The organism is Pseudomonas sp. rhizo25 (assembly GCF_031931935.1).
Lineage (GTDB): Bacteria > Pseudomonadota > Gammaproteobacteria > Pseudomonadales > Pseudomonadaceae > Aquipseudomonas > Aquipseudomonas synxantha.
Window position 1 is genome coordinate 329,835 of the sequence record NZ_JAUJXA010000003.1, and the last position, 13,968, is coordinate 343,802.

18 protein-coding genes are annotated in these 13,968 nt (G+C 60.6%); 5 read left to right on the forward strand and 13 right to left on the reverse strand.

Features of this window, described 5'->3' with window-relative positions; all coding sequences use genetic code 11:
- Window positions 1–26 precede the first annotated feature (26 nt).
- From QZR30_RS08455 to QZR30_RS08465, 3 genes are all read left to right on the forward strand, one after another.
- A complete protein-coding gene (locus QZR30_RS08455; protein ID WP_046068239.1) occupies window positions 27–722 on the forward strand; it encodes an AzlC family ABC transporter permease in 696 nt (231 codons plus the stop codon).
- Window positions 719–1,030, forward strand: coding sequence for an AzlD domain-containing protein (locus QZR30_RS08460; RefSeq protein ID WP_046068238.1), 312 nt, complete (start codon window positions 719–721; stop codon window positions 1,028–1,030). Before QZR30_RS08455 ends, QZR30_RS08460 begins: the two co-directional genes overlap by 4 nt.
- A gap of 172 nt (window positions 1,031–1,202) precedes the next feature.
- On the forward strand, window positions 1,203–1,556 hold the full coding sequence (locus tag QZR30_RS08465; protein ID WP_311903178.1) for a hypothetical protein: 354 nt from the start codon (window positions 1,203–1,205) through the stop codon (window positions 1,554–1,556).
- A 148-nt stretch (window positions 1,557–1,704) separates the two neighbouring features.
- Here the strand turns inward: QZR30_RS08465 and QZR30_RS08470 are convergent, their stop codons facing one another.
- From QZR30_RS08470 to QZR30_RS08520, 11 genes are all read right to left on the reverse strand, one after another.
- Entirely contained in the window at window positions 1,705–2,409 is a 705-nt protein-coding gene (locus tag QZR30_RS08470; RefSeq protein ID WP_311903179.1) for a YoaK family protein, read from the reverse strand.
- Between the two features lie 69 nt (window positions 2,410–2,478).
- Entirely contained in the window at window positions 2,479–4,113 is a 1,635-nt protein-coding gene (locus tag QZR30_RS08475) for an ABC-F family ATP-binding cassette domain-containing protein (protein WP_311903180.1), read from the reverse strand.
- A gap of 124 nt (window positions 4,114–4,237) precedes the next feature.
- Window positions 4,238–5,287, reverse strand: coding sequence for a DNA topoisomerase IB (locus tag QZR30_RS08480; RefSeq protein WP_046068234.1), 1,050 nt, complete (start codon window positions 5,285–5,287; stop codon window positions 4,238–4,240).
- A 74-nt stretch (window positions 5,288–5,361) separates the two neighbouring features.
- Entirely contained in the window at window positions 5,362–6,441 is a 1,080-nt protein-coding gene (gene modC / locus QZR30_RS08485) for a molybdenum ABC transporter ATP-binding protein (protein WP_046068233.1), read from the reverse strand.
- Between the two features lie 5 nt (window positions 6,442–6,446).
- Entirely contained in the window at window positions 6,447–7,127 is a 681-nt protein-coding gene (gene modB, locus QZR30_RS08490; protein ID WP_311903181.1) for a molybdate ABC transporter permease subunit, read from the reverse strand.
- The gene (gene modA / locus QZR30_RS08495; RefSeq protein ID WP_059397303.1) at window positions 7,128–7,880 is read right to left on the reverse strand and encodes a molybdate ABC transporter substrate-binding protein; all 753 of its coding nucleotides are present in this window, start codon (window positions 7,878–7,880) and stop codon (window positions 7,128–7,130) included. It lies immediately after the preceding gene.
- Window positions 7,881–8,148: 268 nt separating this feature from the next.
- Window positions 8,149–9,213: an NAD(P)H-dependent flavin oxidoreductase gene (locus QZR30_RS08500; RefSeq protein WP_311903182.1), complete on the reverse strand. Its 1,065-nt coding sequence runs from the start codon at window positions 9,211–9,213 to the stop codon at window positions 8,149–8,151.
- Window positions 9,214–9,324: 111 nt separating this feature from the next.
- Complete coding sequence (gene ada / locus QZR30_RS08505) at window positions 9,325–10,371, reverse strand: bifunctional DNA-binding transcriptional regulator/O6-methylguanine-DNA methyltransferase Ada (protein ID WP_046068229.1); 1,047 nt, start codon at window positions 10,369–10,371, stop codon at window positions 9,325–9,327.
- A 75-nt stretch (window positions 10,372–10,446) separates the two neighbouring features.
- Window positions 10,447–11,112 (reverse strand): DNA oxidative demethylase AlkB, encoded by a 666-nt coding sequence (gene alkB / locus QZR30_RS08510; RefSeq protein WP_046068228.1) that lies wholly within the window; start codon window positions 11,110–11,112, stop codon window positions 10,447–10,449.
- A 3-nt stretch (window positions 11,113–11,115) separates the two neighbouring features.
- A complete protein-coding gene (locus QZR30_RS08515) occupies window positions 11,116–11,283 on the reverse strand; it encodes a hypothetical protein (RefSeq protein WP_164486648.1) in 168 nt (55 codons plus the stop codon).
- 26 nt (window positions 11,284–11,309) lie between these two features.
- Complete coding sequence (locus QZR30_RS08520; RefSeq protein ID WP_003173824.1) at window positions 11,310–11,612, reverse strand: DUF1883 domain-containing protein; 303 nt, start codon at window positions 11,610–11,612, stop codon at window positions 11,310–11,312.
- A 212-nt stretch (window positions 11,613–11,824) separates the two neighbouring features.
- On the opposite strand from QZR30_RS08520, the gene QZR30_RS08525 reads away from it, so the two are divergent.
- Together QZR30_RS08525 and QZR30_RS08530 are read left to right on the forward strand one after the other, a co-directional pair.
- Complete coding sequence (locus QZR30_RS08525; protein ID WP_046068227.1) at window positions 11,825–12,175, forward strand: hypothetical protein; 351 nt, start codon at window positions 11,825–11,827, stop codon at window positions 12,173–12,175.
- Between the two features lie 164 nt (window positions 12,176–12,339).
- Complete coding sequence (locus tag QZR30_RS08530; protein ID WP_043051522.1) at window positions 12,340–12,570, forward strand: hypothetical protein; 231 nt, start codon at window positions 12,340–12,342, stop codon at window positions 12,568–12,570.
- 9 nt (window positions 12,571–12,579) lie between these two features.
- Here the strand turns inward: QZR30_RS08530 and QZR30_RS08535 are convergent, their stop codons facing one another.
- Window positions 12,580–12,861: a hypothetical protein gene (locus QZR30_RS08535; RefSeq protein WP_005788201.1), complete on the reverse strand. Its 282-nt coding sequence runs from the start codon at window positions 12,859–12,861 to the stop codon at window positions 12,580–12,582.
- Window positions 12,862–13,004: 143 nt separating this feature from the next.
- Window positions 13,005–13,961 carry a fimbrial protein gene (locus QZR30_RS08540; RefSeq protein ID WP_059397305.1) on the reverse strand — a complete coding sequence of 319 codons (957 nt, stop codon included), beginning with the start codon at window positions 13,959–13,961 and terminating at the stop codon, window positions 13,005–13,007.
- Window positions 13,962–13,968: the final 7 nt, after the last annotated feature.

Below are 13,968 nucleotides of genomic sequence, written 5' to 3' on the forward strand. Positions count from 1 at the left end.
CGACTGTCTGTCGATGAGCCGTATCCATGCCCACTGCATTACCTCATTACGCCTTCACCCGCGGCGCCATCGCCGTTATTCCCTTGTCCCTGGCCTGCGCGCCCTGGGGGTTGCTCGCCGGCTCAATGGCCATCGACGCGCAATTTACCCCGCTGCAAGCCCAGGGCTTGTCGGCCATCGTGTTTGCCGGTGCGGCGCAGTTGGTCGCCATCGGCATGGTCAAGAGCGGCGCCAGCCTGATTTCTATCGTGTTGACCACCTTGCTGCTGACCTCCCAGCACCTGCTCTACGGCATGCACATGCGCCCCACGTTGTCTGCGCTCAATACCCGCTGGCGCATGAGCCTGGGGTTCTTGTTGACCGATGAGTTCTTCGCCCTGGTCAACCACTACGACCGTGAGACCTTCAATCGCTGGTACGCCCTGGGCGTCGGCCTGACGTTTTATATCATCTGGAACCTCTTCACCCTGGCCGGCATTGTGCTGGGCAAGAGCATTCCCGGCCTGGACCAGTTGGGGCTGGAGTTCTCGATTGCCGCCACCTTCATCGCCTTGATTACCCCCGTGGTGCGCGATGTGCCCACGGTGGTGTGCGTGGCGGTTTCGCTGCTGTGTTCGGTGTGGCTGAGTTATCTGCACTGGGAATCGGCGGTGGTGGTCTCGGGGGTATTGGGGATGAGCGCAGGGTTTGCCTGCAAGCGCCTGGGAGTGGGGCAACGATGATCTACTTGATGATTGTGGCCATGGGCCTGGTGGTGTTTTTCAATCGCTATGTGTTTCTCGAACCGCGCCTGCCCGTGCGGCTCAATCGCGGCGCCCGTGAGTTCCTGGGGTTCGCCGTGCCGGGCATGCTCACAGCAATCTGCGGGCCGATTATTTTCCTGGCGGACCATCAGCTCAACCTGAGCCCGACCAACCCCTACTTGCTGGCCGCCGTCTGCGCCGTGGCGTTGATGTTCTGGACGCGCAGCGTATTGATCACCGTGTTGTCGAGCATGGCGTTGTTCTATCTGTTTCGTTGGTGGCTCTGATACTCAGGCAAAAAAACGCCCGCGGGAGGGCGGGCACAAGGGAGGCTTCTTGAAAATGAGCTTGGCCACTATAGGCGGCGAGGTTGCCCTTCACAGTGAAACAAAGTTCATGGGCGCGTCAGTTGGCACCGGCACAATGGTAGAGTCACGGTTTTTCCAAGGAAGCAATGGCATGCACAAGCTGGTAATTGGCGCATTGGTACTGGCCGCACTGGCCGGTTGCGCGGGCTCGAAGATGAAAGAGGCGCGCACAGGCAGCCCCTACAAGACCCTGGCATCGGACAAGGCCACCCTGGTGGTTGCCCAATGCATCCAGTTCGGCTGGCAGGATGAAAGTGTGTTTGGCGTCGACGCCGGCGGTTTCAAGGAGGCCACCGAGGCCGGTGGTTTCACGGTCTACACCACAGGTGGCGACTACTTTGTCGATGTACAGAGCACCGGTGCGGGTTCTAGCGTCAAGTACTATGCAGCCGGAGACAACATGCCAGCCAAACGTCGACTGGCTGCGCTCGCTACTTGTCTGTAATACGTTGCCCTAGTCATATTCCGAAACGCCCGGCGGGACAGCCGCCTGGCATTGTCTTATGATTCACTCGCTCGCTCGACGTTATGGCTCTTTACCGGTACACGGATGTCGAGGCCTGAACGTCGGGCGAGCACCTCTTTGTCCCGCCTCAACGCGGCATGAAACCCAGGTGCCAGCGCCGCGGAATCATCAGTGTCACCAGCCCCAATAGCCCTGCTAATGCACCGCTGATCCACAGCGCACGCAGGCCCATCTGCTGTTCCAGCAGCGCGCCGATCACCGCACCGATAAACATCCCGGCCCATGGAATCAACTGCACGCGCCAGCCATTGCGGCGTTCGCCCAATAACCAGCGTCCCAGGCCGCGGCCAAAACGTGAAAGTGCGCCGGTGACATAGGTCAGCCCCACCGGTAAGCCATTCACTTCCTCAACGGCCGCGTTGAGCATGCCCATGGCGATAATCGCTGCCAGCAGGGCCGGCAGGGTCTCTGTCGATGGCCACAGCGCCGCACCGCAGAGCAAGGCGCCGATGCACAACAAGAGCGGCAACGCGTGGCGCTTGCTGAAGCGGCTGACCATCACGCCCAAGGCATTACCGAGCACAAAGGTCGCGATCAACAGCACCAGGCGCCCGGTGAGCCCGAGGTCGCCAGCGCTGATGGCCACCGCCAACCGCGTGGTGTTACCGCTCATGAACGAGACAAAATCGCCGCTGGCCATAAAGCCGATGGCATCGGTCATGCCGGCCAGTACCGACAGGCAAGCCACCAGCATCATGCCCACCCGCCCACGCCAGCGCTGTCGATGGGCTAGCGTAACGTTGGTGTAAGGCTTGCGGGACGAAGGCAGCATGGGGCCGGTTTCCTCGGTGAGATTATCCGGCCACTACCGTAGGACGCTTTGCGTGCGGGTGCAATGACCTCAGGCATGCTCCAGTTGCCAGCCGGCGCTGTGCCACGTCAAATGATGAGTCGGCTCAATCGCCTGTAGAAAGGCCTCGTCATGGGACACCGCCAGCATCGCGCCGCTAAAGCCTTTCAAGGCCTGTTCAAAGGCGAGCACCGATTCCAGGTCCAGGTGATTGGTGGGTTCATCCAATAGCAGCAGTTGTGCGGGGGTAGCACGCCACAAGGCAATCGCCATTGCGGCTTTCAGGCGTTCGCCGCCGCTGAGTTGCGCCACCGGTTGGGTGACCCGCAACGCATCCAGTTGCAGCAGCGCCAGGCGCGTACGCAGCTCAGCTTCAGCCAGCGGGGTGTCGAGCAGGTTGAGTTGTTCGATGATGCAACGCCGATCATCCAGCAGCGCCAGGTGCTGATCGAGATAAGCGCTGGACACCGCCACCTGGCACTCGCCACTCACGACCTGCCATTGGCCGGCGAGTAATTTTAGCAGGGTGGATTTACCGCAACCGTTAGGCCCGCGCACGGCAACGCGCACGGGCCCTGCCAGGTTAATGGTCAAATAGCTGGAGGGCGCCAGCGGATCGAGCCAGGGCAACTGCGCACCTTCCAGCGTCAGCACTTGCCGGCCGTTGGGAACCGTCGAGCCTGGCAAGGCAAGCAGGGTGGGCGCTTCGTCCACCACGCGTTCGTAGGCTTGACGTACCTGTTCATCCAGCTGGTTTTTGTGCGCGTGATGATCGCTGCGCACAGTGCTGACAATCTCCGTGGCGGCGCCTTTCCAGCGCGCCTTGGTGAAACGGTCGACGTTGGCGGTCTCGGCGTTTTTACGCGAGCGTGCGGCGTTGCGCTGCAGGCTGTCATGGTCTTTTTGCAGGCGTCGGCGCTCACGGCTACGTGTCTGGCGCGCATGTTCCCACGCCGCGATGGCGGCCTGCTGCTGCGTCTCCCGTTGCTGGCGATAGGCATCGTAGTTGCCGCCGTAAACCTGGACACCAAGGGGTGACAATTCGATGATGCGCCCCATGGCGTTGAGTAACTTTCGGTCATGGCTGACCACCACCAGGCCGCCGTGCCAATCACCCAGCACCCGTCGCAGCCAAGCGCGCCCGGCGCTGTCGAGGTGGTTGCTGGGTTCGTCCAGAATCAGCAGCTGCGGCGCTGCCAGTAGCGCACCGATCAGGGCGACCCGAGCCAACTGGCCGCCGCTGAGTTGATCAGCCCGGGTGCCGGCGCTGAGGGTTGGCAAACCCGCCGCATCCAGTGCCAGGCGCAAGCGCTCGGCCAGGTCCCAGCGATCGTCGATCAGTTCCAGGTCACCGACACGGGCCTCACCTCGGGCCATACGTTCAAGGGCCGCCAAGGCAGGCTCAGTGGCGGTGATATGGGCGACCGTTGCACCTGCTTGAACCGTCAGCGCCTGGGGCACATAGACGACACTGGACGGTTTTTTCAAGGTGCCGGAGGAGGGCAGCAGTACCCCGGCCAGCAACTTCGCCAGGATACTTTTGCCACGCCCATTGCGCCCGACGATACCGGTGGGCGTGTGATCAATGGACAGGTTCAGGTCCTCCAGCAAGTTTTCGCCATTGGCGAACTGGAAAGACACATGTTGCAGGGAAACAAGCACGGGCAGCCGGTTGACGTCAGTCATCAGCACCTCCAAAAAAATGTCGAACAGGCCGACAAGCGCGCCAGGCGGCTCGTCGCAGATACATTTTGGAAGGCTTAGTTGTTCACGTCGGCGGTCATCCCGTTAATCAGAAGGGACGCAGAGGCTAACCCACCTTGGCTTTATGCGGCAAGTCCTCGGCCAGTTTCTCAAGGAACATCGCCAGCGCCACTTCCTCGGCTTTCAGGCCCTTGCGCACCCGGGGCTTAGGCAGCTTCGACAATTCACCGAGGCTGAAATGCTCAAGCACCGCAGGGTGGATGTAACATTTGCGGCACACCGCAGGCGTGTTGCCCAACTGCCTGGCAACGTCCTTGACCATCGCCACCACATGCCGTTTGGCGTCGGACTCCGGCTGCCACGCCAACTCGCGTAATACCGCCAACGCCATGGCCGTGCCGGCCCAGGTGCGATAGTCCTTGGCGGTAAAGTCTTCGCCGGTCAGTTCATGCAGGTAGGCGTTGACGTCGTGGGAACTGACGGTATGGCGTTCACCGTCTTCGTCCAGGTACTGGAACAGGTTCTGCCCGGGCAATTCCATACAGCGCTTGACCACACTGGCCAGGCGCCGGTCCTTGACGCTGACTTGGTGCTCGACACCGCTCTTGCCACGAAACTGAAACTGGATCTCGTTGCCCTTGATATCCACATGGCGGTTGCGCAGGGTAGTCAGACCGTAGGATTTGTTCTCGCGGGCGTACTGTGTATTGCCGACGCGAATCAGCGTGGCATCGAGCAACATCACCACCGTCGCCAGGACCTTTTCGCGGGTAAACCCCGGCTCGGCGATCTGTGCTTCCAGCTGTTTGCGCAATTTCGGCAAGGCGTTGCCGAAGGCCTGCAAGCGCGAGTACTTGTCGCTGTCACGCACTTCGCGCCAGCGTGGGTGGTAGCGGTATTGCTTGCGGCCACGGGCATCGCGGCCAGTGGCCTGCAGGTGGCCGCGAGGGTCGGCGCAGATCCACACATCGGTGTAGGCGGGCGGCACGGCCAGGGCGTTCAGGCGTTTGATTTCATCGGCATCGGTGATGCGCTCGCCTTTGGCGTCCAGGTACTGGAACTTGCCCCTCACCTTTTTGCGGCGAATGCCAGGCTGGGTGTCGTCAACGTAATGCAGGTCGCGGGGCAGGTCGGCGGGCAACGAAGAATCAGGCATGGTGCGGGTTCCTTGACAACAAATCAGGCCGGTATGTCTGATTGACCGCAGCATCTTTCGGTCGTGCCAATTGGTTACGCCAGCACTGCTACCGCCTTGATTTGCGCCCACAATGCCTGGCCCGGATGCAGGTGCAGTTGGTCGCGGGAGAAGCGCGTGATGCGGGCCAGCAACGGCGTGCCGCCTGCATCCAGGCGCACCAGTACATGGGCGCTGTTATCCGCGCCAATGTCCTGGGTGACGGTGACGGGGAGCCGATTGAGGATGCTGCTGTGTTCCTCCGCCTGCAGGCTCAAGCTCACATCCCGTGCCTGCACCTTGACCCGCAGCTGTTGGCCCACCGCCAGTGGTGCATGGGCCACGCGGATCTGCAGTGGGCAGTTGGGGAGTTGCAGGGTGAGTAACTGATAGTGGGCGTCGTAGGCAATCACGTGGCCGGCAATCACCACGCCGGCATCGTCACCCAGGGCCAGGGGCAGGTCGAGCCGTGCCAGGGTTTCGCCGATGGGTCCGCTGGCCAAGGCTTGGCCTTCGCTGAGCAAGACGATATGGTCGGCCAGTCGCGCGACCTCATCCTGGGCGTGGCTGACGTACAGCACCGGTATATCCAGCTCGTCGTGAAGGCGTTCGAGGTAAGGCAGGATCTCGCTTTTGCGTTTGCTGTCCAGGGCCGCCAGCGGCTCATCCATCAACAGCAACCTGGGGCTGGTCAGCAAGGCGCGGGCGATGCCGATGCGTTGGCGCTCGCCGCCGGACAGGTGTTGCGGCTGACGCTCAAGTAGGTGGCCGATGCCCAGCAGCTCGGTGGCCTGGGCCATGTCCACGCGCCGTTGCTGGCGTGGAATGCGCTTGAGGCCGAACGCCAGATTGGCCCGTACCGATAGGTGGGGAAACAAGCTGGCTTCCTGGAACACATAACCCAAGGCGCGTTTATGCGCAGGCACAAACAGCCCTTTGTGGCTGTCTTGCCAGACCTCATCGTTGATCTGCACAAAAGCCTCTTCGGCGCGCTCCAAACCGGCGACGCAGCGCAGGCAGGTGGTCTTGCCGGAACCGGAATGCCCGTATAGCGCGGTCACGCCGCGGCCGGGCAATTGCAGGTCGACGTCCAGGGCAAAGGCTGAGTATTTCAAGCGCAGGCGTATATCAATCATCGCGATCAGCTCCAGCCCATCTTGGTTTTGCGGCTGGAGTACAGCGCCAGCAACACGAGGAACGCGAACACCACCATGGCACCGGCCAGCCAATGAGCCTGGGCATATTCCATGGCTTCAACGTGATCGTAGATCTGCACCGAAACCACCCGGGTCTTGTCCGGGATATTGCCGCCGATCATCAGGACCACACCGAACTCGCCGACGGTATGGGCAAAGCCGAGGATCGATGCGGTGATAAACCCCGGGCGCGCCAGGGGCAGGATCACTGTGAAAAACGTGTCCCACGGATTGGCGCGCAAGGTCGCAGCCACCTCCAACGGGCGGGTGCCGATGGCGGAGAAGGCGTTCTGCAACGGCTGCACCACGAAGGGCATGGAATAGATCACCGAGCCGATTACCAGCCCGGCGAAGCTGAACGTGAGGGTGCCCAGGCCCAGCCACTGGGTGAACTGGCCGAAATAGCCGTTGGGCCCCATGCTCAGCAACAAGTAGAACCCGATGACCGTGGGCGGCAGCACCAGCGGTAATGCGACCACTGCACCGATGGGGCCACGCCACCACGAGGTGGTGCGCGACAGCCACAGCGCAATCGGAGTGCCGATCATCAACAGGATCACGGTGGTCAGTGATGCCAGCTTGATGGTCAACCAGACCGCGGAAAAATCAGCACTCGAGAGGGGCATTTACAGCTCGTAACCGTAGGATTTGATCACAGCCGCTGCTTTCGGCCCTTTCAGGTAGTCAACCAGGGCCTTGGCGGCGGCGCTGTCCTTGCCCTTGTTGAGGATCACGGCGTCCTGTTTGATCGGGTCATGCATCGATGCCGGAACAAGCCACGCTGAACCGCGGGTGACTTTGCCGTCCTTATAGATCTGCGACAAGGCAACAAAGCCCAGCTCGGCATTGCCGGTAGACACGAACTGATAGGCCTGGGTGATGTTCTGGCCCTCGACGAGCTTGTCCTTGACCTGTTCGGTCAAACCTTGCCTGGCCAGCACCTGGGTGGCGGCCAGGCCGTAGGGCGCGGCTTTGGGGTTGGCGATGGACAGGTGCTGGAATTGGTTTTTTTTCAGCACGTCACCCTTGGCATCCACGTAGCCTTCCTTTGCCGACCATAGCGCCAGGGTGCCGACAGCGTACGTGAAGCGCGAGCCCTTGACGGTATCGCCTTCGGCTTCGAGTTTTTGCGCGGTGGTGTCATCGGCGCTGAGGAACACTTCGAACGGCGCGCCGTTCTTGATCTGGGTGTAGAACTGCCCGGTGGCGCCATAGGCGGCGACCAGTTTGTGGCCGGTGTCTTTTTCGAAATCGGCGGCAATGGCCTGGATCGGTGCCGTGAAGTTGGCAGCCACCGCCACCTGCACTTCATCAGCGTGGGCCGAACCCAAGGCAAATACGGCAAGCAGGGGGGCCAGGCGTGAGACGTGGGTGATCATGGAGCAACTCCTTGGGATGGACGGCGTGGTCGGGTAGAAGGTTTAAACGCTATGTATGGGAATATATAGCGGTCGACCATTGCTGGTACAGTGCCAAGTTGCCGTTCAAGCATCGTTACCTACACCACTTGGGGGTTACTCGGTGAAAATGTGGGAGGGGGCTTGCTCCCGATGAGGGAGTGCCAGTGAAATACATCAGCGATTGACCCTCCGCCATCGGGAGCAAGTCGAATCGTCGCACCGCCCCTCCCACATATTTATGCCTGACTCAGTTACGCGTGAGCCTGGCCAGTGCCTGCTCGGCCAGCTCGCGGGTCAGGTCATAGGTGGAGCAATTTTTGCCAAGCCTCAGGGCCTGGCCCGCCCACAGGTTGCTGAAACCCGCTTCATCCTTGGCCTTGAGCGGCATCAATGCACCGCCGGCTTTTGGGAACGCCGGTGCGGCCGGGTTGATTGCGCCGAGTTCACGCATCACGCGGTTGACGATGCCCCGCGCCGGGCGGCCGGTGAACAGGTTGGTCAGCGCGGTCTCACTGGCCTGTGCATGGCGTAGCGCGTGGTGGTGGGAAGCCGTGACGCTGGCCTCGGGCGTGAACAGATACACTGTGCCAATTTGTACCGCCGAGGCGCCCAGAGCCATGGCGGCGACAATGCCCCGCGGATCGCCGATGCCGCCTGCCGCAATCACCGGCACCCTGACTGCATCGACAATCTGCGGCACCAGGGCCATCAAGCCGATCTGGCTGTTGAGATCGTCACTTAGAAACAGGCCACGGTGCCCACCGGCTTCAATGCCCATGGCGATGATCGCGTCGCAGCCTTTTTCTTGCAGCCAAAGAGCTTCCTCGACGGTGGTCGCCGATGACAGCACTTTCGCCCCGGTGGCTTTTACCCGCTCCAGCAAGGACTTCTCCGGCAGGCCGAAGTGAAAACTCACAACCTCAGGGCGAAACTCCTCAACCACTTGGCAAGCGGCCTCGTTGAATGGTGCGCGATTGGACGCCGGCGTCGGCGCGTCAAAATCAGCGCCCAGTTCAAGGTAGTAGGGTTGCAGCAAATCCTTCCAGCGGCGGTCACGCGCGTCATCGGCGTCAGGCGGCTGGTGGCAAAAGAAATTCAGGTTCAGAGGGCGCGTACTGGCTTGGCGGATAATGGTCAGGGCTTCGCGCAATTGCTCGATACTCAGCGCGGCGGCGGGCATGGAGCCCAGCGCGCCGGCTTGCTGGGCGGCAATCACCATGGCAGTGGTCGTTGCCCCGGCCATTGGTGCCTGGATGATCGGTACGTCAATGCCGAGCAAGTCGAGAATACGGTTATCTGGCCAGGTGCTCATGGGATGCGTCTCCAGCTTTAGTAGGGCGTTTCGCTGTTTTAACAGCGCACCTGGCAGTCGGCCAGTCTGTTTTATTCACTGGACGAATGCAGCGTTTTATGGGGCCGGGGTTCAGCTCGGTGTCTCGCGCTCCAGCAATTGGCGCTTGCGCTCCACGCCCCAGCGGTAGCCCGACAATTGGCCATCGCTGCGCACTACGCGGTGACAGGGTATCGCCACCGCCAGGTGGTTGGCACCACAGGCCTGGGCCACGGCGCGAAAGGATTTGGGCGCGCCGATACGCTCGGCTATCTGCGCATAGCTGGCGGTGCTGCCCACCGGAATCTCGCGCAAAGCCTGCCACACGCGCTCCTGAAAGGCCGTGCCGCGCAGGTCCAGGGGCAGATCCAGGCCCAGGGCAGGGGCTTCGACAAACCCCACGACTTGGGCGATCAGCTGTTCGAAGCCTCGATCCGCGCCGACCAGTTCGGCCTTGGGAAACTGGTCTTGCAGGTCGCGCACCAGTTTGTCCGGATCGTCCCCGAGCAAAATCGCGCACACGCCACGTTGGCTCTGGGCCACCAGAATCGCCCCCAGCGAGCATTGGCCCACGGCAAAGCGAATGGTGTTATTGGCACCGCCGCTTTTGTAATCGCGGGGCTTCATGCCGAGCAATTGATCGGCGGCTTCGTAGAAGCGGCTGTTGGAGTTGAACCCTGCGTCATACAGCGTATCGGTCACCGAGTGCTGGCCCTTGAGGCCGTCGCGAACTTTGCGCGAACGCAGGGCCCGGGCGTAGCCCTTGGGGGTCAGGCCGGTGCTGGCTTTGAACACACGATGAAAGTGAAACGGGCTCAATCCGGCCTGGTGCGCGAGTGCTTCCAGGCTCGGGGCCGTTTCTGCCTGTTCGATCTGCCGGCAGGCATTGGCGACTAACCGCGCATGATGGGCGGCCAGTTGAGTTTGATCGCCCGCGGCACGTTTGCTCGCACGATAACCCGCGGCTTCGGCCTGCGCCGGGGTGTCGAAGAATTCGATATTTTCCGGGCGAGGTAAACGCGAAGCGCTGCTGGGCCGGCAATATACGCCGGTGGTTTTCACGCCGTAGACAAACAGGGCGTCGGCCTTGGCATCGCGGGCAATGATGGCGGCCCAGCGCGGATCGTGTTCGTTGTTCATGGCCTGCACTCTTGACGGTTCACCAGCAGATTAACCGTGTCGGTTGCCCATGACACTCCGAAGCTTGCGGTCAAATCAGCCGGCAGTGCGAAAGGTCAGGTTGATGCGTTGCGGGCCCATGACGGGATGCTCGCCTTCCTTGATTGGCATCACCCCATGAAAGCGCAGGCGATCAACGCCGCCCCAGACCACCACATCGCCATGGAACAGCGAGACCTTCTGCGTTTTGTCACTGCGCTGATGGCCGCCAAACAGGAAAATAGCCGGCAGGCCCAGGGATACCGAGACTACGGGGGCGCTGTAGCAACGCTCATTTTTGTCCTGATGCAGTGACATCTTTGCTCCAGGCACGTAGCGATTGATCAGGCAGGCGTCAGGTAAAAAGCCGCTGAAACCGGCCTCGGCTGCCGCCGACACCGCCAGCTGCCGCAACGCGTTTGGCATGGCGGGCCATGGCTGTTGGTTGCGCGGGTCGAGGGGGCTGTAGCGATAGCCGCGGGTGTCGGTGGTCCAGCCCAGGTCGCCGCAACTGCTCAGCGCCGCCGACATGGTGAAACCACCGGGTGTGACCATCTGCCGAAACGGAGATTGGGCCAGGATACGCCGCAGCTCGGGCAGCAACCGGTCAATCCAGGGCAGGGCGTAGCCCCGGAGTACGTAGGACTCGTCGCCAATCTGCTCGCGCCCCGCGGGTTGTTGCAGGGCACTATCGGCGAATAAATCGGCAGTCGGCCCCGACATGTCTTACAGCGCCTTGCTCACATTGATGTCGGTGATTTCGTCACTGGCATCATGAATTTTCGCCAGGGCTTGCTTGGCTTCTTCGACGCTGTCGGTTTGCAATTGGGCAAATTCAAAGCGGCGCTCGCCGTTGAGTTTGTACTTGATGACGTATTTGGTCGTAGGGGTCACAGCTTTCTTCCTTTCAGGTGTTCGGATCAGCTCAACTTGGTGCTGGTGCGACGAACGATGCGAATCTTGTGGGACAGCGCCGGCTTGCGGGTCACGCTGATGGCGCGACGGGTCACCACATCGAGGGTGATGTTCCAGAACCCAGTGCTGGGCGCGGTGATCTTGGCTGGGAACTTATCGAATGCGCCACCGTGATAGGTATGGCGACCACCATTTTTGAAGCTGCGGAAGTTCGCGTCGCTCATCAGGCGAATGTTGCAGGTCTGCGAGCATTCGATGACGACAATGTCTCCCTCGTTGAGGTGCTCACGCTGGTGGATGAATTTCATGGGGTGTCTCCAGAAGGGCTTTTTCTGAAAAATCAGAACGATACGTAGGTTAAGATGGAGTTTATCAGCCCCAGCGCGTTTATTATCGGGCCGTCGTCGACGACATCGACAATTTAAAACAGTTATTTACCCTGTAATCAGAGATAAATCCTACGTTGGTGGGAGAAATTTACCATCCCCGCTGTCGTAGGGTCTTTATCGGAGGTTTTTGTATGAAGTGGAGTGTGTTGGTGCTGGCCTTGGCAATAGGTGGGTGTGCTTCGGTTGCAGATATCAAGCAGACCCCGCCAACATTGGTGGTCATCTCAGGCAAGAAGCCGCAGGAATATGCGGCCTGTGTAGTGCGTAAATTGGAGGCGACCCGCCGGCCACCGCAGATCGAGCCCCATAAAGACGGGATCCAGGTGATTGTGCCGCAGAAATTCTCGGCGGATCCTTCGGCGATCTTCGTAATCGAAGACCGCTCCAGTGGGAGCAGCATCAAGCTCTATGAAAGCATGTCCAATGTACCGATTCGCCCTGGCGACGTGAAGAAAGCCGGGGAAGACTGCATTTCTGGCTGAGCCCCAGGCCTATCCTGCGCACCGGAGCCGATAAAAAAGCCATCACCCGTCAGTGGCGACATGCATTTGGGGCAGGGCATCCGTTAAACTGTTGGGCATTCACTATAAAGATGCCGCTCAGACCTTGGGTTTGAGCGGCATTTGTTTTTTCTGGAAAGCCTGTTATGAAACGCGAACTCGTCAAAGCCCGCCATGCTGAAGGTCAGATTGCGGCGACCCATGTCATCCAGAACCCCGCCGACCTGGGCGAGTGGATTGTATTCTTCAAGAAAAGCGGCGGTCGCAGCTACTTCCTGGTGGACGACCAGGATGAAGTCGAGTCATTCCCGCGCCTGGATGACCTGATCGAAATACTGCGTGGCCTGGGGATCAAGTTCGCCGAAGTGCATCTGTAGCACGCCGGCTTATTTGCAGACCACCACGACGCTACGGCCCTTGAAATTGCCCACATCCTGACCCAAAGTCTTGTCACTCTCCTTGAGGGCAGGAGTGCCATTGGTGCCGACGATACGGTAGCCGGTGCCCGCGCAGGACGCGTCGGCTTTCTCGTAGCAACTGGCCCAAGAGTTGGCCTCGCCCGAACAGTCGATGGTCAGGCCTTGTTCACCATTTTTCAGCAGGGTGTCGGATGTGGTGGTGCAACCGGCCAGCGCCAGTACCGCAGTCAGTGCCAGGATCTTGTTCATAGTGGGTCATCGTTAAGAGAAGTGGTGGGCGCTGACACTGTCGTGGGGCGTTGGCGCGGATTATAGCGAACTGCCACCAAGTGCACAGTCCCTGATACAAGATCTTCGCCCGCGCCCCTTTTTTCCTCAGCCCCACCGGTGCGTCATGGCACCCCCATCACCAGTACTCCACTGCCGCTTGTGGCCCCGGTGGCGGGTAGGGAACCCGCACGCCGAACCAGTGAAAACGTCACGTCATCGCCGCCTACGCTGTTGGTGATCCGGGTCAGGAATGAACCGTTCACCCGCACCGCGGCCCCCCCACGCACCATGGCTGTACCCACGTTCGGATTGGTCATCATCAGCAGTCGATTGTCGAACGACGACTGTATGCCTTTGTAGGTAATGGTGATGGGCGAGTCGATTCCGCCATCCGGACACGAGTAGTTGAGCCTGCGGTTGACGCGAATGGGGGTGGTCAGGGGATCGCTGCCCAAGGCGCGCTGAGGGACGTCGCCGAAGTTGATCTCGATCGGGTTGTTATTGTTGATCGTGCAGGTCGACGGCGACACGGTGAAGTTGTTGGCAGCGATATAGGTAACGGTCACTTGCGGTCGGGTGTTGTCCCAGTTGTTCGAGCTGCTGATGCGCAACATACCGAGTAGGTCATTGGCGACGACGTTGATCGGGTTGGACGGACTGTTGCGCATCAGAATGTACGGGGTGATATTGATGGGGTAAACGACACGGTTATTGGGCATTGTCGCCACGCGGATACCCGACGGCACCGGATTGTTCAGAAACGATCCGTTGATACGCAAACCGGCCCTTTCGTTACCGAAAAGAGGGCCGGGGGTCCAGGGTGTCCCTGAGGCGTTCCCCGTTGCCCAGTAATCCTCCCCCCAGGCAGGGCCCTGGCCAGGGGAATACATGCATTCCAACCTGGCACCCTCCATCATGATCCTCTGACGGTCCGAGCTTAAGGTCACCATAACCGGAACGCGCAAGTTGGGATTACCCGTCTGCCAGTTGCCACCATTGACCCGGCAATCGACGGCCAGCGCGTTCGATATCGTACCCATGAAGATGAGAAGCCCAGCGGCTCCATGCAATCGTTTCATTGTGTTC